At 72.5% G+C, this 21230-nt stretch carries 25 protein-coding genes; 19 read left to right on the forward strand and 6 right to left on the reverse strand.

The genetic code is table 11. The features are described from left to right. Positions 1 to 401 precede the first annotated feature (401 nt). From ybaK to BKD26_RS36645, 4 genes are all read right to left on the reverse strand, one after another. Entirely contained in the window at positions 402 to 899 is a 498-nt protein-coding gene (gene ybaK, locus BKD26_RS36630; RefSeq protein WP_084907252.1) for a Cys-tRNA(Pro) deacylase, read from the reverse strand. An 18-nt stretch (positions 900 to 917) separates the two neighbouring features. Then, positions 918 to 1658 carry an LON peptidase substrate-binding domain-containing protein gene (locus tag BKD26_RS36635; protein WP_084907254.1) on the reverse strand — a complete coding sequence of 247 codons (741 nt, stop codon included), beginning with the start codon at positions 1656 to 1658 and terminating at the stop codon, positions 918 to 920. A gap of 5 nt (positions 1659 to 1663) precedes the next feature. Continuing rightward, positions 1664 to 2707 (reverse strand): hypothetical protein, encoded by a 1044-nt coding sequence (locus BKD26_RS36640; RefSeq protein ID WP_084907256.1) that lies wholly within the window; start codon positions 2705 to 2707, stop codon positions 1664 to 1666. A 113-nt stretch (positions 2708 to 2820) separates the two neighbouring features. After that, positions 2821 to 4431, reverse strand: a complete 1611-nt coding sequence (locus tag BKD26_RS36645) for an oxidoreductase (protein WP_084907258.1) — start codon at positions 4429 to 4431, stop codon at positions 2821 to 2823. 160 nt (positions 4432 to 4591) lie between these two features. On the opposite strand from BKD26_RS36645, the gene hisD reads away from it, so the two are divergent. Genes hisD through hisF form a run of 8 tightly spaced genes read left to right on the forward strand, consistent with a single transcriptional unit; the run spans position 4592 to position 10377 of the window. Continuing rightward, positions 4592 to 5914, forward strand: coding sequence for a histidinol dehydrogenase (hisD, locus tag BKD26_RS36650; protein WP_084907260.1), 1323 nt, complete (start codon positions 4592 to 4594; stop codon positions 5912 to 5914). Next, positions 5911 to 7029, forward strand: coding sequence for a histidinol-phosphate transaminase (locus BKD26_RS36655; protein ID WP_084907262.1), 1119 nt, complete (start codon positions 5911 to 5913; stop codon positions 7027 to 7029). Before hisD ends, BKD26_RS36655 begins: the two co-directional genes overlap by 4 nt. Beyond that, positions 7026 to 7619: an imidazoleglycerol-phosphate dehydratase HisB gene (gene hisB / locus BKD26_RS36660; protein ID WP_030492957.1), complete on the forward strand. Its 594-nt coding sequence runs from the start codon at positions 7026 to 7028 to the stop codon at positions 7617 to 7619. The genes BKD26_RS36655 and hisB overlap by 4 nt, the downstream gene beginning before the upstream one ends. After that, a complete protein-coding gene (locus BKD26_RS40715; RefSeq protein WP_179166843.1) occupies positions 7616 to 7783 on the forward strand; it encodes a hypothetical protein in 168 nt (55 codons plus the stop codon). The genes hisB and BKD26_RS40715 overlap by 4 nt, the downstream gene beginning before the upstream one ends. Before the next feature lie 5 nt (positions 7784 to 7788). Next, positions 7789 to 8430 carry an imidazole glycerol phosphate synthase subunit HisH gene (gene hisH / locus BKD26_RS36665; RefSeq protein ID WP_084907264.1) on the forward strand — a complete coding sequence of 214 codons (642 nt, stop codon included), beginning with the start codon at positions 7789 to 7791 and terminating at the stop codon, positions 8428 to 8430. Between the two features lie 32 nt (positions 8431 to 8462). Then, complete coding sequence (priA, locus tag BKD26_RS36670; RefSeq protein ID WP_084907266.1) at positions 8463 to 9188, forward strand: bifunctional 1-(5-phosphoribosyl)-5-((5-phosphoribosylamino)methylideneamino)imidazole-4-carboxamide isomerase/phosphoribosylanthranilate isomerase PriA; 726 nt, start codon at positions 8463 to 8465, stop codon at positions 9186 to 9188. Next, positions 9185 to 9616 carry a RidA family protein gene (locus BKD26_RS36675; protein WP_084907268.1) on the forward strand — a complete coding sequence of 144 codons (432 nt, stop codon included), beginning with the start codon at positions 9185 to 9187 and terminating at the stop codon, positions 9614 to 9616. The genes priA and BKD26_RS36675 overlap by 4 nt, the downstream gene beginning before the upstream one ends. Further along, a complete protein-coding gene (gene hisF, locus BKD26_RS36680) occupies positions 9613 to 10377 on the forward strand; it encodes an imidazole glycerol phosphate synthase subunit HisF (protein WP_084907270.1) in 765 nt (254 codons plus the stop codon). The genes BKD26_RS36675 and hisF overlap by 4 nt, the downstream gene beginning before the upstream one ends. A 15-nt stretch (positions 10378 to 10392) precedes the next feature. On the opposite strand, the gene BKD26_RS36685 is transcribed toward hisF, so the two are convergent. Then, on the reverse strand, positions 10393 to 10779 hold the full coding sequence (locus BKD26_RS36685) for a VOC family protein (protein WP_084907272.1): 387 nt from the start codon (positions 10777 to 10779) through the stop codon (positions 10393 to 10395). Positions 10780 to 11246: 467 nt separating this feature from the next. Beyond that, complete coding sequence (locus tag BKD26_RS36695) at positions 11247 to 11882, reverse strand: TIGR03085 family metal-binding protein (protein WP_084907276.1); 636 nt, start codon at positions 11880 to 11882, stop codon at positions 11247 to 11249. A gap of 84 nt (positions 11883 to 11966) precedes the next feature. On the opposite strand from BKD26_RS36695, the gene hisI reads away from it, so the two are divergent. The 11 genes from hisI (at position 11967) to lgt (ending at position 21198) form a co-directional block, all read left to right on the forward strand. Next, positions 11967 to 12317, forward strand: a complete 351-nt coding sequence (gene hisI, locus BKD26_RS36700; RefSeq protein ID WP_073752349.1) for a phosphoribosyl-AMP cyclohydrolase — start codon at positions 11967 to 11969, stop codon at positions 12315 to 12317. Between the two features lie 6 nt (positions 12318 to 12323). After that, on the forward strand, positions 12324 to 13811 hold the full coding sequence (locus BKD26_RS36705) for an anthranilate synthase component I (protein ID WP_084907278.1): 1488 nt from the start codon (positions 12324 to 12326) through the stop codon (positions 13809 to 13811). Positions 13812 to 13833: 22 nt separating this feature from the next. Next, positions 13834 to 14493, forward strand: a complete 660-nt coding sequence (locus BKD26_RS36710; RefSeq protein WP_084907280.1) for a TIGR02234 family membrane protein — start codon at positions 13834 to 13836, stop codon at positions 14491 to 14493. 128 nt (positions 14494 to 14621) lie between these two features. Beyond that, positions 14622 to 14897, forward strand: a complete 276-nt coding sequence (locus BKD26_RS36715) for an HGxxPAAW family protein (RefSeq protein ID WP_073752355.1) — start codon at positions 14622 to 14624, stop codon at positions 14895 to 14897. Between the two features lie 378 nt (positions 14898 to 15275). After that, positions 15276 to 15665: a DUF2752 domain-containing protein gene (locus BKD26_RS36720; protein WP_241519025.1), complete on the forward strand. Its 390-nt coding sequence runs from the start codon at positions 15276 to 15278 to the stop codon at positions 15663 to 15665. Positions 15666 to 15781: 116 nt separating this feature from the next. Next, positions 15782 to 16591 carry an indole-3-glycerol phosphate synthase TrpC gene (gene trpC / locus BKD26_RS36725; protein ID WP_073752359.1) on the forward strand — a complete coding sequence of 270 codons (810 nt, stop codon included), beginning with the start codon at positions 15782 to 15784 and terminating at the stop codon, positions 16589 to 16591. Positions 16592 to 16741: 150 nt separating this feature from the next. After that, the gene (locus BKD26_RS42320; RefSeq protein ID WP_084907351.1) at positions 16742 to 16960 is read left to right on the forward strand and encodes a hypothetical protein; all 219 of its coding nucleotides are present in this window, start codon (positions 16742 to 16744) and stop codon (positions 16958 to 16960) included. Positions 16961 to 17084: 124 nt separating this feature from the next. Further along, positions 17085 to 18398, forward strand: coding sequence for a tryptophan synthase subunit beta (gene trpB / locus BKD26_RS36735; protein ID WP_084907284.1), 1314 nt, complete (start codon positions 17085 to 17087; stop codon positions 18396 to 18398). Beyond that, a complete protein-coding gene (trpA, locus tag BKD26_RS36740) occupies positions 18395 to 19210 on the forward strand; it encodes a tryptophan synthase subunit alpha (RefSeq protein ID WP_084907286.1) in 816 nt (271 codons plus the stop codon). Before trpB ends, trpA begins: the two co-directional genes overlap by 4 nt. A 63-nt stretch (positions 19211 to 19273) precedes the next feature. Then, on the forward strand, positions 19274 to 20134 hold the full coding sequence (locus BKD26_RS36745) for a thioredoxin domain-containing protein (protein WP_084907353.1): 861 nt from the start codon (positions 19274 to 19276) through the stop codon (positions 20132 to 20134). 74 nt (positions 20135 to 20208) lie between these two features. Then, entirely contained in the window at positions 20209 to 21198 is a 990-nt protein-coding gene (gene lgt, locus BKD26_RS36750) for a prolipoprotein diacylglyceryl transferase (protein ID WP_084907288.1), read from the forward strand. The last annotated feature ends 32 nt before the right edge of the window (positions 21199 to 21230 follow it).

Consider the following 21230-nt stretch of genomic DNA (forward strand, 5'->3'; position numbering starts at 1 on the left):
ACCCGCCGCAAACCCGCTCTGGCCTGCCCGAATACAGCCTTCTGCAACACGCTTTAGATAGGCGCGCGGGTGGCACCCAGGAACGTAACGGCGCCCACGGGAGTATCCGGCGCCAAGCCGCCGCCTTCGGGGGCGGGCTGGTATCGGCCCCGGGGGTGCGGGGTGGTACGGGCTCGGGGGCGGGCTGGTACCCGGCCCCGGGGGTGCGGCCCGGGGCGGTGCCTTGAGTTCACCGTTCCGGGGGTGAGGGGGTGGGAGCCCCCGTCAGGCGGGGCGGCGGCCGTGGTTGGCGCGGTGCTTACGGATGCGCCACTTCCGTTTGCGGGTCCTCTTCGACATGGGCGGTCCCTTCCGACGGCGTTCCTACGGTCGTAGCCGAGGACGGGACCGCCGTCGAGGGGTTACGCGCGGCCGATCGGCGCCAGCACCGCGTCCGTCAGGGCCGCGAGGTCCGACGGGGCCAGCTCGACCTCCAGGCCCCGGCGCCCCGCCGAGACGCAGATCGTGTCGTGCTCCGACGCCGACGCGTCCAGCACCGTACGCAGCCGCTTGCGCTGGCCCAGCGGGGAGATGCCGCCTCTGACGTACCCCGTCGTGCGTTCCGCCGCCGCCGGGTCGGCCATCGTCGCGCGCTTGCCGCCCACCGCCGCCGCGAGGGCCTTCAGGTCCAGCTGGCCGGCGACCGGGACGACCGCGACCGTGAGCTCGCCGTCGACGTCAGCGACGAGGGTCTTGAAGACCCGGTCGGGGGAGACCCCGAGGGCCTCGGCGGCCTCCTCGCCGTACGAGGGGGACGCGGGATCGTGGTCGTACGCGTGCACCGTGAAGGGTGTGCCCACGGCGGTGAGCGCCACCGTCGCCGGGGTACCGTTCGCCTGCTTCTTGGGCTTCTTCGCCAACGTCTCGTGCTCCTCGCGTCAGTTGGGGCTCGTCGGCGCACGGGTCAGGTCCACCGCCGGCAACGACGGCAGGTGCCGCAGCACCGCCGTCTCCGCGCGCAGCAGGTGCAGCTCCTCGCGCAGCCGCGTCGCCGTGTCCGGTGCCTGGAGGAGCCGCTGCTTGGCCGGGGTGTCGAGCACCGCCGCCGCGGCCACCAGGTAGGAGACGACCGACGGCTCGTCCGGCAGTTCCTGACTCGCCGTCATGGACCGCTCGCGCGCTCCCGCCAGCCGCTTCTGGTAGGCGCGGAACGCCCGCAGGACCCCCTCGGCGAGCGCGCCCGCCCCGTCGCCCTGCTCCTCCTCCAGCTCCTCCAGCTCCGCCGTCAGGAACGGTCCGCTCGCGTCGACCGACAGCAGTTTGACCCGTGTCGTCCCGGTCGCCAGCACCTCGAAGCTGCCGTTCTCCCGCTCCCGGATCGTCGCCGCGTCGGCGATGCACCCGACCCGGTGGAACGCCTGGATCGGGTCCGGTCCGAAGCCCGCGGCGGGGCCCTTCTCCGGCAGCGCGGTCTGGTCGGGCATCCCGGGCGCGGTGGGCGCGACCTCACGCCCGTCGCGGATCGCCACGACGGCGAAGCGGCGCGGCTCCGACTCGTCGGTCTTCAGCAGCTCGCGCATCATGGCGCGATAGCGCTCCTCGAAGACGTTCAGGGGCAGCACGAGGCCCGGGAACAGCACCGCGTTCAGCGGGAAGAGTGGCAGGCGAGCGGTGGTCACAGCGGTCAAGCGTAATGGCCGCCCGAACGGCCGCGTCCGGCCCGTCCGCGCAGCGGGACGCTCGCGGCCACCTCCAGGCGTACGCCGTGGCGGGCGTCGAGGAACCGGCCCAGCGGATCGTCGCTTCCCCACGACCACGGAAACGACGTCGCGTACGGGCCGATCAGCCGGAACTGGTCCAGCGCCGCCGCCCACCGCGCCCGGCCCACCAGCACGTACACCAGCACGTTGCGCACCTCGGCCGGCCACGGGTCGGCCACCGCGTACCGCCCGGACAGTTCGATCGCCAGGTCCGCCGCCGCGTCCATGCGGTCCTCCGGTACGGAGCCGGCGTCACCGCCCGCCGTCAGCCGGGCGAACGCCGCCCGCACCGGCAGCGCCCTTATCAGCGACCCGGGCAGCGCGTCGGTCGCGGCCTGCTCGGCGAAGTCGAAGCAGAAGTCGAAGCACTCGCGGTGCGAGCCGCGCCGTTGCGTCGACAGGTACTTCAGCGCGGCCACATGGCATCCGTAGTGGTGCGCGGCGCGGCACACCGCCTGCTCCCACAGCGTCTCGAAGGCGGTGTGCGTGGCGTGCGTGCCCCGCGCGTGGTCCAGCGCCAGCCGCCACGGCACCGGATCGCGCGGCGCGGCCTCGGCCGCCGCGTCGATCAGCGGCCCGAGCTCGCGCAGCCGCTCGGCCCGCGCCGGGGACTCCCACGCCTTGCGGACCGCGACCTCCGCCTTGACCAGCAGCGCGTCCGGGTCGCGCGGCGCGTCCGCCAGCCAGCCCGTCAGCCACGCGTCCCGGCTGTGCGCGAAGGCGGCCAGCCGCGTGACGTACCGGTCACGGCTCTCCCACTCGGCGGCCCCGCGCGTCGCGGCCAGCAGCTTCGCGGCCGGTTCGGGGTCCCCGAGGGCGGCGGCGACCAGCGCAGGTGCCAGCCGCTCGTCCGGCGCGTCGAGCAGCACCGCATGGTCCGGCGGCAGCCCGTCGGCGAGCTGCGGAGTCTGCCGGACCGCACGCGCGGTGCTGAGCAGTGCACGGAGCAATGACATGGTGCGGACCATTGAAAACCGCAGGTCGGAGCCGCGCCAGAGGGCTGCTGTGAAGCTTTGGTAGCGGCGGAATGGTTGCACGGACGAATACCAAGAGAACGTAAAGAAAGCGGTGTACGGGTGTGTCAGCTGCGCCGGAGGAGGCGTGAGGCACCCGCCGCGACCGTAGTGGCGAGGATCCAGCCCAGCAGGATCAGCGCGGTCGACGCCCACTGCCATATGCCTCCCAGCCGCCAGTACCCGTCCTGGCCGAGATTGATCACCGGCAGCAGCAGATCCAGCGCGTACAGGGCCGCGTTCCAGTGCGGATGCTCGCCCGGCTTGATCGCCGGCGGATCACACCGCGAGAAGGCCAGCGTCCCCGCGGCCCACAGCACCGCCATCCACAGCGCGGCCCGGCCCGGCCGGTAGCCGTACGCCACCGTCCAGTCCTGGATGTAGCCCCACATCTTCGCCGCCAGCGGCAGCGTCTCGCGCCGCCGGCGCTGCTTGGCCAGCAGCACCTCCCGCGCGTCCGCGTCCTCGCCGCTGTTGCGCAGCACGGTCGCCAGCCGCTCGTACGGCTCCGGGGCGAACTCCGGGGTCGCCGCCGCCACCCACTCCAGGCGGCGGGTGAGCGGGAAGTGCCCGTACGGCACGAGGTTCTCGTACACGAACCCGCCCATCGCCAGCCCGCCGGGCCCCGGCCAGCTGGTCGACAGGTCGATCAGCGTCACCACCTTCGCGCCGTTGAGCACCACCCGGCCCTCCTCCGGGCGCTCGCCGTTGAAACGCAGCTCAGGGGTGACGATCCGGCGCAGCGACAGCTCCTCCCGCCGCTCCGACGACAGCAGGAACCGCGCGTGGTGGAAGTCCACCGCGTCCCCGAACCGGCCGTCGTCCAGCCGCACCCCGCCCCGGCACTCGAACGGCTGCACACGTGTGCCGCGCATCGGCGTGTTGAAGTTGGCCAGCCCGCCGGGCGGCGTCGCGCCCGCCGCGTTCCCCGTCCGGTCGCTGACCCACGCGTACGTCATGTACAGCGTCCGCTCCACGGTCAGCTGCGGCGCGTTCAGCGCCCGGCGGCCCTCCGCGCCCCGCAGCCGGCTGCCGCGCAGACTCAGGGAGACGCCGACCTTCGCGCCGCGCAGCGAGAACTCGCCGTGCGTCTCGATCAGCTCCGCCGTCAGGTCCTGCGCCACCGACATGCCGTCGGCGACGATCGCCCGGCCGCGCCGGTCCGGCCCCACATGGATCTGGCTGATCAGCAGGTCGGTGCCTATCTGGGCGTCCGTCAGCCGCATGCCGTGGTCGATCCGGCAGCGCGGCAGGTGCAGATCACCCTCCGTGTGCAGCCGCGCCGCCTCCAGCCGCGGTATCGCGCACTTGACCATCCGCAGGGTGGTGAACCGCGACTCCGGCAGCACCACCTCGTTCTCGAACCGGCAGCCGTGCAGCTCCACGTACGGACCGACCGTGCCGCCCGCCAGATCCAGCGTCCCGGTGATCTGCACCCCGCGCAGCTTCAGCGCCGAGACCCGCCCGGCCAGCGCGGGCGGCCCGTCCAGCAGCAGTAACGCCACCTTGTCCGCCCGCACGCACCGCTCCGGCGGCCAGACGCGCGGCGAGAAGGGATCGTCCAGCATCGCGTTGCCCGCGCTCAGGTCATAGGTGGCGCCGATCCGGAACGCCTGCCACATCCCCACCTCGGACGGGGTCAGGTCGTCCGGTACGTCGTCGTCGTGCGGCTCGGTCACTGCCGCCCCCTCCGCTTCCCCTGTTTCGTACTGCAGTTCTTCCCGCTGTGTGACGGACTGAACGCTAACGGTCAGGTGTGACAATCCCGGCCGCTCGTGACGTGTATCAGCCAGTGATACGGACGTCCGGCCCCGGGAAACCGTCTGCGAGAATTGACCTGTGATCTCACGAATCGATCTGCGCGGCGACGCCCTCCCGAAGGGCGGCGCTCTGCGCGACCTGCTGCCCCGTGCCGAGTTCGACGTGGAAGCCGCCCTGGAGAAGGTGCGGCCGATCTGCGAGGCCGTGCACCATCGGGGAGACGCGGCGCTGATCGACTACGCGGAGAAGTTCGACGGTGTGGTCCTGGACCAGGTGCGGGTTCCGGCCGCCGCGCTCACGCGCGCGCTGGAGGAGCTCGACCCGGCCGTCCGCGCCGCCCTGGAGGAGTCGATCCGGCGCGCCAGGATCGTCCACCGCGAGCAGCGCCGTAGCGAGCACACCACCCAGGTGGTGCCCGGCGGCACGGTCACCGAGAAGTGGGTCCCGGTCCAGCGCGTCGGTCTGTACGCGCCGGGCGGCCGCTCCGTCTACCCCTCGTCCGTGATCATGAACGCCGTACCGGCGCAGGAGGCGGGCGTCGAGTCGATCGCCCTCGCCTCCCCGCCGCAGAAGGAGCACGGGGGGCTGCCGCACCCCACGATCCTCGCCGCCTGCGCCCTCCTCGGCGTCGACGAGGTGTACGCGGCCGGAGGCGCCCAGGCCGTCGCCATGTTCGCGTACGGCACCGAGTCCTGCGCCCCCGCCAACATGGTCACCGGCCCCGGCAACATCTGGGTCGCCGCCGCCAAGCGGTACTTCACCGGCCGGATCGGCATCGACACCGAGGCCGGCCCGACCGAGATCGCCGTCCTCGCCGACGACACCGCCGACCCGGTCCACATCGCCGCCGACCTGATCAGCCAGGCCGAGCACGACCCGCTCGCCGCCGCCGTCCTGGTCACCGACTCCGTCGACCTCGCCGAGGCCGTCGAGAAGGAGCTGGAGCCGCAGGTCGCCGCCACCCGCCACATCGAGGACCGGATCGTGCCCGCGCTGCGCGGCAAGCAGTCCGCGATCGTGCTGGTCGACGGCCTGGAGGAGGGCCTGCGGGTCGTCGACGCGTACGGCGCCGAGCACCTGGAGATCCAGACCGCCGACGCCACCGCCGTCGCCCAGCGCGTACGCAACGCGGGCGCGATCTTCGTCGGCCCGTGGGCGCCGGTCTCGCTCGGCGACTACTGCGCGGGCTCCAACCACGTCCTGCCCACCGGCGGCTGCGCCTGCCACTCCTCGGGCCTGTCCGTGCAGTCGTTCCTGCGCGGCATCCACATCGTGGACTACACGCGCGACGCGCTCGCCGAGGTGGCCCACCACGTGGTGACCCTCGCGGAGGCGGAGGACCTGCCGGCGCACGGCGCGGCGATCAAGGCCCGGTTCGGCTGGAAGGTGCCCGGCCAGTGAACGTGAACATCGACGACCTGCCCATCCGCGACGAGCTGCGCGGCAAGTCCCCCTACGGCGCGCCGCAGCTCGACGTACCCGTACGCCTCAACACCAACGAGAACCCGTACCCGCTGCCCGAGCCGCTCGTCGAGCGGATCGCCGAGCGCGTCCGGGACGCCGCCCGTACGCTCAACCGCTACCCCGACCGGGACGCCGTCGAGCTCCGCACGGAACTGGCCGCCTACCTCACCCGCACGACCGGGTACGAGGTCGGCCTCGCCAACGTCTGGGCCGCCAACGGCTCCAACGAGGTCATCCAGCAGCTGCTCCAGACCTTCGCGGGACCCGGCCGCATCGCGATCGGCTTCGAGCCCTCGTACTCGATGCACGGCCTGATCTCGCGCGGCACCGGCACCGGCTGGATCTCCGGACCGCGCAACGACGACTTCAGCCTGGACATGGACGCCGCAAAGGCGGCCATCGCCACGCACCGCCCCGACGTCGTCTTCATCACCTCCCCCAACAACCCCACGGGCACCGCCGTCGAGGCGGACACGGTCCTGGCGCTGTACGAGGCCGCACAGGCCGCCAAGCCGTCCCTGGTCGTGGTCGACGAGGCGTACGTGGAATTCAGCCACCGCCCGTCCTTGCTGCCCCTCATCGAGGGCCGCCCCAACCTGGTGGTCTCCCGGACCATGTCCAAGGCGTTCGGCGCCGCCGGACTGCGCCTCGGCTACCTGGCCGCGCACCCGGCCGTGGTCGACGCCGTGCAGCTCGTACGCCTGCCGTACCACCTGTCGGCCGTCACCCAGGCCACCGCGCTCGCCGCCCTGGAGCACACCGATACGCTGCTGGGGTACGTCGAGCAGCTGAAGACCGAGCGGGACCGGCTGGTCGCCGAGCTGCGCGCCATCGGCTACGAGGTGACCGAGTCCGACGCCAACTTCGTCCAGTTCGGACGCTTCACCGGCGAGGGCGGCGCTCACGCCGTCTGGCAGCAGATCCTCGACCGGGGCGTCCTGGTCCGTGACAACGGCGTACCGGGCTGGCTGCGGGTCACCGCCGGCACACCGCAAGAGAACGACGCGTTCCTGGATGCGGTTCGCGCACTGAAGAAGGAGCAGAGCTCATGAGCCGCGTAGGACGGGTCGAGCGCACCACCAAGGAGACGTCCGTCGTCGTCGAGATAGACCTCGACGGCACCGGAAAGGTCGACGTGTCGACCGGCGTCGGCTTCTACGACCACATGCTCGACCAGCTCGGCCGCCACGGACTGTTCGACCTCACGGTCAAGACCGACGGCGACCTGCACATCGACTCCCACCACACCATCGAGGACACCGCCCTCGCGCTCGGCGCCGCCTTCAAGCAGGCGCTCGGTGACAAGGTCGGCATCTACCGGTTCGGCAACTGCACCGTGCCGCTGGACGAGTCCCTCGCCCAGGTCACCGTCGACCTCTCCGGCCGCCCCTACCTGGTGCACACCGAGCCGGAGAACATGGCGCCGATGATCGGCTCCTACGACACGACGATGACCCGGCACATCCTGGAGTCGTTCGTCGCCCAGGCCCAGATCGCGCTGCACGTCCACGTCCCGTACGGGCGCAACGCCCACCACATCGTGGAGTGCCAGTTCAAGGCCCTCGCCCGCGCCCTGCGGTACGCCTCGGAGCGCGACCCGCGCGCGGCCGGGATCCTGCCCTCCACGAAGGGCGCGCTGTGACAGGTCTTTCGACCATCCTGATCGTCGTCGGCCTCTTCCTGGCGGGAGGCGTGTACTCCTTCAGCAAGCAGAAGATGCCCAAGGGGCTCATCGTCCTGCTGACCATCGCCTCGGTGATGTGCCTGGCGGCGGGCGTCCTGCGGCTTCAGGGAATCTGGGAATGAGTGGCATGAGCACTGCGAAGAAGGTCGTGGTCTTCGACTACGGATTCGGCAATGTCCGCTCCGCCGAGCGGGCCCTCGCCCACGTCGGCGCCGACGTCGAGATCACCCGCGACTACGACAGGGCCATGAACGCCGACGGGCTCCTCGTCCCCGGCGTCGGCGCCTTCTCCGCCTGCATGACGGGCCTGAAGGAGGCCCGCGGCGACTGGATCGTGGAGCGCAGGCTGTCCGGCGGCCGTCCCGTCATGGGCATCTGCGTCGGCATGCAGATCCTCTTCGGGCGCGGCATCGAGCACGGCGTGGAGACCGAGGGCCTGGACGAGTGGCCCGGCACGGTCGGGCCGCTGAAGGCCCCGGTCGTCCCCCACATGGGCTGGAACACCGTCGAGGCCCCGGAGGACAGCGAGCTGTTCGCCGGCCTCGACGCCGACGCCCGGTTCTACTTCGTGCACTCCTACGCCGTGCACGACTGGAGCCTGGAGATCACCAACCCCGCGATGCGCGCGCCCAAGGTCACCTGGTCCACGCACGGCGAGCGGTTCGTGGCGGCCGTCGAGAACGGGGCGCTGTGGGCGACCCAGTTCCACCCCGAGAAGTCCGGCGACACCGGCGCCCAGCTGCTGACCAACTGGCTCAACACCTTCTGACCGTCCCCCTTGAGAATCTAGGACCCGCTGAGATGAGCAAGCTCGAACTCCTCCCCGCCGTCGACGTCCGGGACGGCCAGGCCGTACGGCTCGTCCATGGCGAGTCCGGTACGGAGACGTCCTACGGCTCTCCGCTGGAGGCGGCCCTCGCCTGGCAGCGCGCGGGCGCCGAGTGGCTGCATCTCGTCGACCTCGACGCCGCGTTCGGCACCGGAGACAACCGGGAGCTGATCGCCGAGGTCGCGAAGGCCATGGACATCAAGGTGGAGCTGTCCGGCGGCATCCGGGACGACGCGTCGCTCGCGGCCGCGCTCGCCACCGGCTGCACCCGCGTCAACCTGGGCACCGCCGCCCTGGAGACGCCCGAGTGGGTCGCCAAGGTCATCGCCGAGCACGGCGACAAGATCGCGGTCGGCCTGGACGTACGCGGCACGACGCTGCGCGGCCGCGGCTGGACCCGCGACGGCGGCGACCTGTACGAGACGCTGGCCCGCCTCGACTCCGAGGGCTGCGCCCGCTACGTGGTCACCGACATCGCCAAGGACGGCACCCTCCAGGGCCCCAACCTGGAGCTGCTGCGCAACGTCTGCGCGGCCACCGACAAGCCGGTCGTCGCCTCCGGCGGCGTCTCGTCGCTGGACGACCTGCGGGCTCTGTCGGAGCTCGTCCCGCTCGGCGTCGAGGGCGCGATCGTCGGCAAGGCGCTGTACGCCAAGGCGTTCACCCTGGAGGAAGCGCTCGCGGCGGTGGCCGAATGACCGACTCCGTACGAAAGGTCGTGACCGGCGCGCCCTGGGAGGAGCAGTTCGGCTACTCCCGCGCGGTGGAGCTCCCCAACGGCCTGGTCCTGGTGTCCGGCTGCACCTCCATCGTCGATGGGCAGATCGCCGGCGGGGGGCCCTACGAGCAGGCCGTCAACGCCTTCAACGTGGCCTTCGCCGCGCTGGAGCAGCTCGGCCTCGGCGCGGCGGACGTGGTCCGCACCCGCATGTACATCACCCACGCCCGGGACGTGGAGGAGGTCGGCCGCGCCCACAAGGAGCTGTTCGACGCCGTCCGCCCCGCCGCGTCGATGATCATCGTCGAGGGCTTCGTCGACCCCAGCCTGGTCGTCGAGGTGGAGGTCGAGGCGTACCGGGCCGAGACGAACCGGGCCGACACGAACCGAGGAGGTGCCGCGTCATGACCCTCGCGGTCCGAGTGATCCCCTGCCTGGACGTGGACAACGGCCGGGTCGTCAAGGGCGTCAACTTCCAGAACCTGCGCGACGCGGGCGACCCCGTCGAGATGGCCAAGCTGTACGACGCCGAGGGCGCCGACGAGCTCACCTTCCTCGACATCACCGCGTCGTCCGGTGACCGGGAGACCACCTACGACGTGGTGCGCCGCACCGCCGAGCAGGTCTTCATCCCGCTGACCGTCGGCGGCGGCGTGCGCAGCGCCGACGACGTCGACAAGCTGCTGCGCGCCGGCGCGGACAAGGTCGGCGTCAACACGGCGGCCATCGCCCGGCCGGAGCTGATCCAGGAGATCGCCGAGCGCTTCGGCCGCCAGGTGCTGGTCCTGTCGGTGGACGCCCGTCGCACCGACTCGGGCACGCCCTCGGGCTTCGAGGTGACCACGCACGGCGGCCGCCGCGGCACCGGCATCGACGCCGTCGAATGGGCCCACCGGGCCGCCGAGCTGGGGGCGGGGGAGATCCTGCTCAACTCGATGGACGCGGACGGCACCAAGGACGGCTACGACACCGAGATGATCGCGGCCGTCCGCAAGCACGTCACCGTCCCGGTGATCGCCTCCGGCGGCGCGGGCAAGCTCGCGCACTTCCCGCCCGCGATCGACGCGGGCGCGGACGCGGTGCTGGCGGCGTCGGTCTTCCACTTCGGCGACCTGCGGATCTCCGAGGTGAAGGCCACCCTGCGCGAAGCGGGCCACCCGGTCCGCTGACGCCCCCCGGGAGCCTCAGCCGAGCGGCTGGGCGAGCTGTATGAGGTTGCCGACGGTGTCGTCCAGCACGGCCGTCAGCACCGGCCCCTGCCCCGTGGGCGGCTGGGTGAACCTCACGCCCAGCCCGCTCAGCCGCTCGTGCTCGGCCCCCAGGTCGTCCACCCCGAGGACGATGCACGGCAGCCCGGCCTCCCGCAGCCCCTTGCGGTACTCCTCCGCCACCGGGCTGTCCCCGGGCTCCAGCAACAGCTCCACGTCCTGGCCGGGGGCGGCCACCGTGATGAAGCGCGCCTCACCCAGATCGAGGTTCGTCCGGGTCTCGAAGCCGAGCACGTCCGTGTAGAAGGCGTGGGCCTTCTCCTCGTCGTCGACGTACACGCTGGTCATCGCGATCCTGATCATCGTGATCCTCCTGCCCGGCTGCGCACGAGCCGCGTACGTCCGATGATGCCCGCCCCCACTGACAACGGCCGGTCCACCCCGGCCCGCCGCCGGTGAATCCGGGGCGGTCGGCCCCCTGTCCGCCGCCGGGCCGCCGACGCCTCCGGCCGACGCCTCCGGCCGACGCCTCCGGATGGTGTCCGGCCCGCTGTCCGCCGCTGGGCCGCTGCCGGAGGCATACGGCCGGGCGCCGTACGCCGGGCACGCACCTGGGCCGGACAGCGGGCGCGGGCGCCGTCGTGACCTCGCCCGCGTACCGCACCACGCTGTGGCGGCGGGGCGTCGGGGCGGCCCTCCCGGACGGGTCCTGACGCGGCTGAGCGGCGTCCTGTGCGGCGGTCGGCCCGCGAGTTCCGCACGCGGCCGTCCGTACCGCAAGCGCAGCCTGTGCGCCGCCGGCGGCGGCCCCGGCCCGAGGCGCCCCGGCCCTAGATCCCCAGCTGCTTCGTCCCGTGCAGTCGCTCCACGGCGTCCTTGTCGCCCTCCACCTCGACGTTCGCCGCGTCCTGCCGGCCGAACGCGAACATCGTCAGCTCGCCCGGCTCACCCGTCACCGTCACCACCGGCGTGCCCCGGCGCGCGACCGTCGTCTGGCCGTTGGGGCGGCGCAGGACCAGGCCGACCGGGACCTTCCGGCACAGCATGCGGGCCGCCTTCTCCAGGCGTACCCACAGCGCCTCCGTGAAGACCGGGTCCAGGTCGCGGGCCGTCCAGCCCTGCTGCGCCCGGCGGACGTCCTCGGTGTGCACGTAGAACTCGACCGTGTTGGCGCCCTCGTCGACCTGCTTGATCGCGTACGGGGACATCCGGGGCGGCCCCGTACGGATCAGCTGGATCAGCTCCTCGTAGGGCTTGGACGCGTACTCCGCCTGCACCTGCTCCAGGCGCCCCCGCAGCGGACCCAGCAGTATTCCCGCCGCCGCGTCCGGGCGGCGCTCGCGCACCACCACATGGGCCGCCAGGTCACGGGTCTTCCACCCCTCGCACAGGGTCAGGGCATCGGGGCCCGCCGCCTCCAAGAGGTCGGCGAGCAGGAGCCGTTCACGCTTGGCATGGGTCGACATGGAGGCCAGAGTACGGCCGTCCGGTGTGGTCCGCCCAGTGGACGCACCACGGAGAAGACCCCGTGGTCACGGCACAATGGCGACATGACCAGCAACCTTGACCCGGCCATCGCCGCCCGTCTCAAGCGCAGCCCCGACGGGCTGGTCCCGGCCATCGCCCAGCAGTACGACACCGGCGAGGTGCTCATGCTGGGCTGGATGGACGACGAGGCCCTGCACCGTACCCTCACCACCGGCCGCTGCACCTACTGGTCCCGCAGCCGCCAGGAGTACTGGGTCAAGGGCGACACCTCCGGACACGTCCAGCACGTCAAGTCGGTCGCCCTCGACTGCGACGCCGACACCGTCCTGGTCAAGGTCGACCAGGTGGGGGCCGCCTGCCACACCGGCGCCCGCACCTGCTTCGACGCCGACGTACTGCCGCTGGGAAAGTAGGCGACCATGGATCTCGAGACCTTCCGCAAGCTGGCGGCCGACCGCCGCGTCATCCCCGTCAGCCGCCGCCTCCTCGCGGACGGCGACACCCCGGTCGGCCTCTACCGCAAGCTCGCCGCCGAACGCCCCGGCACCTTCCTCCTGGAGTCCGCCGAGAACGGCCGCTCCTGGTCGCGGTACTCGTTCATCGGCGTACGCAGCGCCGCCACGCTCACCGCCCGTGACGGTCAGGCCCACTGGCTCGGCGTCCCGCCCGTCGGCGTGCCCGTGGACGGCGACCCCCTGACGGCGCTGCGCGCCACCGTGGACGCCCTGCACACACCGCGCGACCTCGCCTCCGGGATGCCGCCCTTCACCGGCGGCATGGTCGGCTACCTCGGGTACGACATCGTGCGCCGCCTGGAGCGCATCGGCGACCACGGCCGGGACGATCTCCGGCTGCCCGAGCTGACCATGCTGCTCACCTCGGACCTCGCCGTGCTGGACCACTGGGACGGCACGGTGATGCTGATCGCCAACGCCATCAACCACAACGACCTGGACACGGGCGTCGACGACGCGTACGCGGACGCCGTCGCCCGCCTCGACGCCATGGAGGCCGACCTCGCAGAGCCGGTGCGGACGGAACCCGTCGCCCTGCCGTCCTCCGAGCCCCCGCCGTACACCGCCCTGTGGGGCGGCGAGGCCTACCAGGAGGCCGTCGAGGACATCAAGGAGCGCATCAGGGCCGGCGAGGCCTTCCAGGTGGTGCCCTCGCAGCGCTTCGAGACCGCCTGTACGGCGAGCGCCCTCGACGTCTACCGGGTGCTGCGGGCCACCAATCCGTCCCCGTACATGTACCTCTTCCGCTTCGACGGTTTCGACGTCGTAGGGTCCAGCCCCGAAGCCCTCGTCAAGGTCGAGGACGGGCACGCGATGGTCCACCCCATCGCAGGCACCCGCCCGCGCGGGGCCACCCCGCAGGAGGACCAGGCCCTCGCCGACGAGCTCATCGCCGACCCCAAGGAGCGCGCCGAGCACCTGATGCTCGTCGACCTCGGCCGCAACGACCTGGGGCGGGTCTGCGCGCCCGGCTCCGTCGAGGTCGTCGACTTCATGTCGATCGAGCGGTACTCGCACGTCATGCACATCGTCTCGACCGTCACCGGGCGCGTCGCCGAGGGCCGTACCGCCTTCGACGTCCTGACCGCCTGCTTCCCCGCCGGAACCCTCTCCGGCGCCCCCAAGCCGCGCGCCATGCAGATCATCGAGGAACTCGAGCCGACCCGGCGCGGGCTGTACGGAGGCTGCGTCGGCTACCTGGACTTCGCCGGCGACTCCGACACCGCCATCGCCATCCGTACCGCCCTGCTGCGCGACGGCACGGCGTACGTCCAGGCCGGCGCGGGAGTCGTCGCCGACTCCGATCCGGTCGCCGAGGACACCGAGTGCCGCAACAAGGCGGCCGCCGTCCTCCGCGCCGTACACACCGCCAACCGGATGAACGGCGCATGAGGGCATAAGGGATAGTGGTGGCGTGAGTGCCGCATCCGTACCCCAGCCCCGTGCCACCCGCGCGGACGAGACGGCGGCCGCTTCCGGCGGCCGCCGCAGCCTCGCCGCCGCCCTCCTCCTCGGCGCCGTGGGCGCGGCCGTCGTGCTGCTCGCCTCCGGCCAGACCTGGGCCGAGGGCACGGTCGCCGTCGGCGGCGGCACCGTGCCGCTCGACGCCGCGGGCGGTGATGTCACCGGCGTACCCACCGCCCTCGCCATCGTGGGCCTGGCGGCCCTCGTCGCCGTCTTCGCGGTACGCCGCGCGGGCCGGTACGTCGTGTCGCTGCTGCTCACCCTGAGCGGGGCGGGCGCGGCCGCCGCCGCGTACCTGGGCGCCTCCGACAGCGCGGCGCTCGACGAGAAGGCCGCCACCACCACCGGTGACGCCGCAGCCCGGGTCGAGGCCCTCACACACACCGCCTGGCCCTACGTCACGGCCGTCGGTGCCCTGCTGATCCTCCTCGCCGGGCTGCTCGCCCTCCGCCACGGCCGGACCTGGCCCGCCATGTCCGGGCGGTACGAGCGCGACGGCGGCCCCCGGCCGCGCAAGGCCGGCCGCGCGGCCGGACCCGCCGACCCGGACCGGCCCGAGGACCTGTGGAAGGCCCTGGACCGCGGCGAGGACCCCACGCGCGACGCCTGACGGGTGCCCTGTCGGCTGATCCGGGGTGACCCCCCGGATCACCCCGCACGCGCGCGTGCGGGACAATGACGCTGAGCGTCCGCACCCGGCGGGGCCGTACACAGAGCAACAGCAACGAGGAGCAATTCATGGCGGGCAGCGACCACGGACACACCCCGGCCGCCTGGACCGGAGTCACCATCTCCTTCATCGGCTTCTGCGTCGCCGGTGCTTTCATGGTGGCGGCCAACCCGCTCGGCTTCTGGGCGGGCACGGCCGTCATCCTGCTCGGCGGTGTCGTCGGATTCGCGATGAAGCTCGCCGGCCTCGGCCAGAAGCCGTCGCCGGAGCTGGACCGGGCGCGCGAAGAGGCCGCCCGCAAGGACCACACGCCGGAGACCGCCCGCGCGGACGTCCACGCCTGACCCGTCCGGGCGCATCCACGGCACGAGGCGCGGTCCGGCACCAGCCGGGCTGCGCCTTTCCGCATGACCGGCGACAATCACCCGGTGGACCCCAAGCCGCCCCCGCCCCCACCCGCCGCCTCCGCCCCGCCGGAGTCCGGCGCGCCCACGCCCATGGATCCCGACGCCCTCACCCCGGCGCAGGGCACCGGTCCCAGCGCGTACGCGACGCGCACGGCGCCGCCCATGGGGCCCGCCCCCGCCCCGGCGCAAGGCACCGGTCCCGGCGCGTACGAGACCCGCGTGGTGCCGGGCACCGGCCGCCGCCCGCCTGTGCACACGGGGCCGGCCGGAGGATTCGGCGCGGCGCCGCCCCCGCCCCCCGTCCCGTCGTCACTCGTGCGGCGGCTGGCGCCGCCCCTGGGGGTGCTCGCCGCGGTCGCCGGGGGGTTCGCGTACGTAGGGGCGGTCGATCCGAACGAGCCCGGGCACTACCCGGTCTGCCCGCTGCTGCGCTTCACCGGGATCCTCTGCCCCGGCTGCGGCGGACTGCGCAGCGCCCACGCGTTCATCCACGGTGACCTGGCCACCGCGCTCGGCGCGAACGCGTTCGCCGTCGCCGGGTACGTGGTCTTCGCGGTGGCGATCGTGTTCTGGCTGGTGCGGGCCGTCCGGGGACTGCCCGTACGGATCACTCTCCGGCCCGCCTGGTGGTGGTCGGCCGGAGCCCTGCTGGCGGTGTTCTCCGTCGTCCGAAACCTTCCGTTGGGCTCCGCTCTCGCTCCGTGAAACCCCAGGTCACGGCGGTGCGGTCGGGCGGATGAAGACTCTGGGCCCCGGTACGGATACCATCAAGGTGACTGATCCTGAATCCAACATCACCGTCCTGGAAGGGGGCCTCTCGCGTGAGTGTGCTCGACGAGATCATCGAAGGCGTTCGCGCCGACCTCGCAGAGCGACAGGCGCGGGTCTCCCTCGACGAGCTCAAGGAGCGGGCGGCCAAGGCGCCCCAGGCCAAGGATGGCGCTGCGGCGCTGCGTGGCGACGGCGTCAAGGTCATCTGCGAGGTGAAGCGCTCCAGCCCCTCCAAGGGCGCGCTCGCCGCGATCGCGGACCCCGCAGGGCTCGCCGCGGACTACGAAGCGGGCGGTGCCGCCGTCATCTCCGTACTGACCGAGCAGCGGCGCTTCGGCGGCTCCCTCGCCGACCTCGAAGCGGTGCGCGCCAAGGTCGACATCCCCGTCCTGCGCAAGGACTTCATCGTCACCGCCTACCAGCTCTGGGAGGCCAGGGCGTACGGCGCCGACCTCGCCCTGCTGATCGTCGCCGCCCTGGACCAGCCCGCCCTGGAGTCGCTGATCGAGCGGGCCGAGTCCATCGGCCTCACCCCGCTGGTCGAGGTGCACGACGAGGAAGAGGTCGAGCGGGCCGTCGACGCGGGCGCCCGCGTCATCGGTGTCAACGCGCGCAACCTGAAGACCCTCAAGGTGGACCGCTCCACCTTCGAGCGGGTCGGCCCCGAGATCCCCGCCGGCATCGTGAAGATCGCCGAGTCCGGTATCCGCGGCCCGCACGACCTGATCGCGTACGCCAATGCCGGTGCCGACGCCGTGCTCGTCGGCGAGTCCCTGGTCACCGGGCGCGACCCCAAGTCCGCCGTGGCCGACCTGGTCGCCGCCGGCGCCCACCCGGCCCTCCGGCACGGACGGGGCTGAGCCTCCCCCATGACCGCCGCCCGTACCGCCGTGGAGCCGACGCCGTCGTCGGTGTCGTCGGTGACCACGTGTACGGGCACCGGCGCGGTGGACGGTTCCACGCGCGCGTACCCCGGTCCGGGAGCCGACCTCGGCATGCGGGCCCCCGCCATGGGCGGCAGCCGCGCGTACCTGGCCGTACCGGCGGCGGACGCCGTCGCGTCCCGCGACCCGTACGCCCGCCTCGCCCGCGGCTGCCGTCCGCGCGGCTGCCGGGCCCCGGCGCGGCGCGTGCACGGGCGTCGCGTCCGGTACGTCATCGGCGACGAGCCCGGCCAGGTCAACGGCATGCGATGGCGGGCGCGCACCGCGCGCCTCCGCCACCGCTGAACCCACCCCCCGTCCCGACGGACGGGGTGGGCAGCGGTCGACCGGTGGCGTCGGCGCATACCGTGACCACCGTCAAGCCGAGACATCCGGGGGCGAACGCCGCCCCCGTAGAGGAGCATGTCGCATGCCCAGCGAGTTCTTCATTCCCGATCCCCAGGGCCAGGTCCCGAGCGCCGAGGGCTACTTCGGCGCCTACGGCGGCAAGTTCATCCCCGAGGCGCTCGTCGCCGCGGTCGACGAGGTGGCCGTCGAGTACGACAAGGCCAAGAACGACCCCGCGTTCGCCGCCGAGCTCGACGACCTGCTGGTCAACTACACCGGCCGGCCGAGCGCCCTCACCGAGGTGCCCCGGTTCGCCGAGCACGCGGGCGGTGCCCGGGTCTTCCTCAAGCGCGAGGACCTCAACCACACCGGCTCGCACAAGATCAACAACGTGCTCGGTCAGGCCCTGCTCACCAAGCGCATGGGCAAGACCCGCGTCATCGCCGAGACCGGCGCCGGACAGCACGGCGTCGCCACCGCCACGGCCTGCGCCTTGTTCGGCCTTGAATGCACCATCTACATGGGCGAGATCGACACCCAGCGCCAGGCGCTGAACGTCGCCCGGATGCGGATGCTCGGCGCCGAGGTCATCCCCGTCAAGTCCGGCAGCCGCACCCTCAAGGACGCCATCAACGAGGCGTTCCGCGACTGGGTCGCCAACGTCGACCACACGCACTACCTCTTCGGCACGGTCGCCGGACCCCACCCCTTCCCCGCCATGGTGCGCGACTTCCACCGCGTCATCGGGGTCGAGGCCCGCCGCCAGATCCTGCAGCGGGCCGGCCGGCTGCCTGACGCGGCCGTCGCCTGCGTCGGCGGCGGCTCCAACGCCATCGGCCTCTTCCACGCGTTCATCGAGGACGCCGACGTACGCCTGGTGGGCTGCGAGCCCGCCGGACACGGCGTCGAGACCGGCGAGCACGCGGCCACGCTCACCGCCGGCGAGCCCGGCATCCTGCACGGCTCCCGTTCGTACGTCCTCCAGGACGACGAGGGCCAGATCACCGAGCCGTACTCGATCTCCGCCGGCCTGGACTACCCGGGCATCGGCCCGGAGCACTCGTACCTCAAGGACAGCGGCCGCGGCGAGTACCGCGCGGTGACCGACGACGCGGCCATGCAGGCGCTGCGCCTGCTGTCCCGCACCGAGGGCATCATCCCGGCCATCGAGTCGGCCCACGCGCTGGCCGGTGCCCTGGAGCTCGGGCGCGAACTCGGCAAGGACGGCCTCATCGTGGTCAACCTGTCGGGCCGCGGCGACAAGGACATGGACACCGCCGCGCGCTACTTCGGCCTGTACGGCACCGACGCCGCCCCGGTCGAGGCCGACGCCTCCGCCGACGACGGCGCCGCCGAGATCCAGACGGACACCGACATCCAGGGGGGAACCAAGTGAGCGGCAACATCCAACTCCTCCAGCACACCCTGGAGCAGGCCAAGGCCGAGGACCGGGCCGCGCTCATCGCGTACCTCCCGGCCGGATTCCCGACCGTGGACGGCGGGATCGAGGCCATCAAGGCCGTCTTCGACGGCGGCGCCGACGTCGTCGAGGTCGGCCTGCCGCACAGCGACCCGGTCCTGGACGGCCCGGTCATCCAGACCGCCGACGACATCGCGCTGCGCGGCGGCGTGAAGATCGCCGACGTCATGCGCACGGTCCGCGAGGCACACGAGGCCACCGGCAAGCCGGTCCTCGTCATGACGTACTGGAACCCCATCGACCGGTACGGCATCGAACGGTTCACCGCCGAACTCGCGGAGGCGGGCGGCGCCGGCTGCATCCTGCCCGACCTGCCGGTCCAGGAGTCCGCCGTATGGCGCGAGCACGCCGAGAAGCACGGCCTGGCGACCGTCTTCGTCGTCGCGCCCAGCAGCAAGGACGAGCGGCTGGCCACCATCACGAAGGCGGGCTCCGGCTTCGTGTACGCCGCGTCCCTGATGGGCGTCACCGGTACCCGTGAGTCGGTCGGCGAACAGGCGGCCGACCTGGTGCGGCGCACCCGCGCCACCTCCGAGCTGCCGGTCTGTGTCGGCCTCGGTGTCTCCAACGCCGAACAGGCCGCCGAGGTCGCCTCCTTCGCGGACGGCGTCATCGTCGGCTCGGCCTTCGTCAAGCGGATGCTCGACGCCGACGACCACGCGGCCGGCGTCGCGGCCGTACGGGAACTGGCGGGCGAACTGGCACGCGGGGTACGGCGAGTTTCGTAGCTCGTACGGGTGGAAGTGGACCGGGGAAGCGCGCGGGCGCCTCCCCGGTTCGTTGCTGTGGGCGTGAGCGAGAAGAACAGTGCAGGAAAGCGGAGCGCGCGAGAACGGCTCCAGGAGGAACGCGAGCGACAGAAGGCCCGCGAGAAGCGCAGGCGCACGCTGATCGTCTCGGCGGCCGTCGTCGGCGTGCTCGGGCTGGCCGCGGTCGTCGGGCTCATCGCCGCCAACACCGGCGACAAGGGCGACAGCTCCGGCACCGGCCCCGTCGCCGCCCCGACCGGCGCCACCGGCAAGGACCAGCTGGCGATCCCCGTCGGCGCCACCGACGCACCGTCCACGCTCACCATCTGGGAGGACTTCCGCTGCCCGGCCTGCGCCCAGTTCGAGAACGCCGTCCGGGACACCATCCACCAGCTGACCGACTCCGGCCAGATCAAGGTCGAGTACCACCTCGCCACGATCATCGACGGCAACATGGGCGGCAGCGGCTCGCTCAACGCGGCGAACGCCGCGGCGTGCGCCCAGGACGCCGGCAAGTTCGTGCCGTACCACGACGTGCTCTACCAGAACCAGCCCCCGGAGCCGGACGACGCCTTCGCCCGGGACGCCAAGCTCTTCGAGCTGGCGGCGAAGGTACCCGGCCTGGACACCCCCGCCTTCCGCTCCTGCGTCTCGGAGGGCACGCACGACAGCTGGGTGAACAAGTCCAACGAGGCCTTCCGCAGCGGCGACTTCCGTGGCACGCCGACCGTGCTGCTCAACGGAGAATCGATCTTCCCGACCAAGGGCAAGGAGCAGATCTCCGTCGAGAACCTGAGGAAGTGGGTGGCCGAGGCGAACAAGGGCAAGAAGCCGGGCACCGCGTTCCCGTCCCCGGCCGCTCCGGCCACGCCCCCGGCCCCCGCGTCTCCCACGGGGCGCTGAGCGCGCGCTGTTATGCACTCTTTGCCGGGCGGGTTGCCCCGTCTCCCGCCCGGCAGGGTAGCGTCGGTCCTGCCATGGACCTTGCCTACATTCCCAGCCCGTCGACCGGTGTCTTCTACCTCGGACCGGTCCCGCTACGCGGCTATGCCTTCTGCATCATCATCGGTGTCTTCGTCGCCGTCTGGTACGGCAACAAGCGCTGGCTCGCCCGGGGCGGCAAAGCCGGCACCGTGGCCGACATCGCCGTGTGGGCGGTGCCCTTCGGCCTCGTCGGCGGCCGGCTGTACCACGTCATCACCGACTACCAGCTGTACTTCAGCGAGGGTGAGAACTGGGTCGACGCCTTCAAGATCTGGGAGGGCGGCCTCGGCATCTGGGGCGCCATCGCGTTCGGCGCGGTGGGCGCCTGGATCGGCTGCCGGCGCCGGGGCATCCCGCTCCCGGCGTACGCGGACGCCATCGCGCCCGGCATCGCCTTCGCCCAGGCGATCGGCCGCTGGGGCAACTGGTTCAACCAGGAGCTGTACGGCAGGCCCACCGACCTGCCGTGGGCGCTGGAGATCAGCACGGGCGACAACCGCGAGGCCGGGCTCTACCACCCGACGTTCCTCTACGAGTCGCTCTGGTGCGTCGGCGTCGCCCTGCTGGTGATCTGGGCGGACCGCAGGTTCAGGCTGGGCCACGGCCGGGCCTTCGCGCTGTACGTCGCGGCGTACTGCGCGGGGCGCGGCTGGATCGAGTACATGCGCGTCGACGAGGCGCACCACGTCCTGGGCCTCCGGCTCAACGTGTGGACCGCGATCCTGGTCTTCCTGCTGGCAGTGACGTACATCGTCGTCTCGTCGCGGACGCGGCCGGGGCGCGAGGAGGTCGTGGAGCCGGCGGTGCTCGCGGACGTGGCGAAGGCGGACGCGGCGAAGGCGGACGACGCCAAGACGGACGCGGCGAAGACGGATGCCGGGGAGACCGAGGTGGCCGACTCGGCCCGGCCGGTCGACGACGGGGACGCGGGCACGTCCGGGGCCGATGCGGGTGCGAAGCCGGAGTCGGCGGAGAAGAGCTGACCCGTCCGTGGTGCGAGGCGGCCGTCGGGACC

The sequence above is a fragment of the Streptomyces sp. CB03238 genome, assembly GCF_002099185.1.
Taxonomy (GTDB): Bacteria; Actinomycetota; Actinomycetes; order Streptomycetales; family Streptomycetaceae; genus Streptomyces.

What these genes read in the sequence shown, in the direction of transcription:
- priA (WP_084907266.1), top strand. Translation starts at nt 8,463, where the DNA reads ATGAGCAAGCTCGAACTCCTCCCCGCCGTCGACGTCCGGGACGGCCAG.
- BKD26_RS36705 (WP_084907278.1), top strand. Translation starts at nt 12,324, where the DNA reads ATGGATCTCGAGACCTTCCGCAAGCTGGCGGCCGACCGCCGCGTCATC.
- BKD26_RS36715 (WP_073752355.1), top strand. Translation starts at nt 14,622, where the DNA reads ATGGCGGGCAGCGACCACGGACACACCCCGGCCGCCTGGACCGGAGTC.
- hisF (WP_084907270.1), top strand. Translation starts at nt 9,613, where the DNA reads ATGACCCTCGCGGTCCGAGTGATCCCCTGCCTGGACGTGGACAACGGC.
- BKD26_RS36685 (WP_084907272.1), bottom strand. Translation starts at nt 10,779, where the DNA reads ATGATCAGGATCGCGATGACCAGCGTGTACGTCGACGACGAGGAGAAG.
- hisI (WP_073752349.1), top strand. Translation starts at nt 11,967, where the DNA reads ATGACCAGCAACCTTGACCCGGCCATCGCCGCCCGTCTCAAGCGCAGC.
- trpB (WP_084907284.1), top strand. Translation starts at nt 17,085, where the DNA reads ATGCCCAGCGAGTTCTTCATTCCCGATCCCCAGGGCCAGGTCCCGAGC.
- BKD26_RS36640 (WP_084907256.1), bottom strand. Translation starts at nt 2,707, where the DNA reads ATGGTCCGCACCATGTCATTGCTCCGTGCACTGCTCAGCACCGCGCGT.
- BKD26_RS42320 (WP_084907351.1), top strand. Translation starts at nt 16,742, where the DNA reads ATGGGCGGCAGCCGCGCGTACCTGGCCGTACCGGCGGCGGACGCCGTC.
- BKD26_RS36695 (WP_084907276.1), bottom strand. Translation starts at nt 11,882, where the DNA reads ATGTCGACCCATGCCAAGCGTGAACGGCTCCTGCTCGCCGACCTCTTG.
- BKD26_RS36675 (WP_084907268.1), top strand. Translation starts at nt 9,185, where the DNA reads ATGACCGACTCCGTACGAAAGGTCGTGACCGGCGCGCCCTGGGAGGAG.
- hisB (WP_030492957.1), top strand. Translation starts at nt 7,026, where the DNA reads ATGAGCCGCGTAGGACGGGTCGAGCGCACCACCAAGGAGACGTCCGTC.
- hisH (WP_084907264.1), top strand. Translation starts at nt 7,789, where the DNA reads ATGAGCACTGCGAAGAAGGTCGTGGTCTTCGACTACGGATTCGGCAAT.
- lgt (WP_084907288.1), top strand. Translation starts at nt 20,209, where the DNA reads ATGGACCTTGCCTACATTCCCAGCCCGTCGACCGGTGTCTTCTACCTC.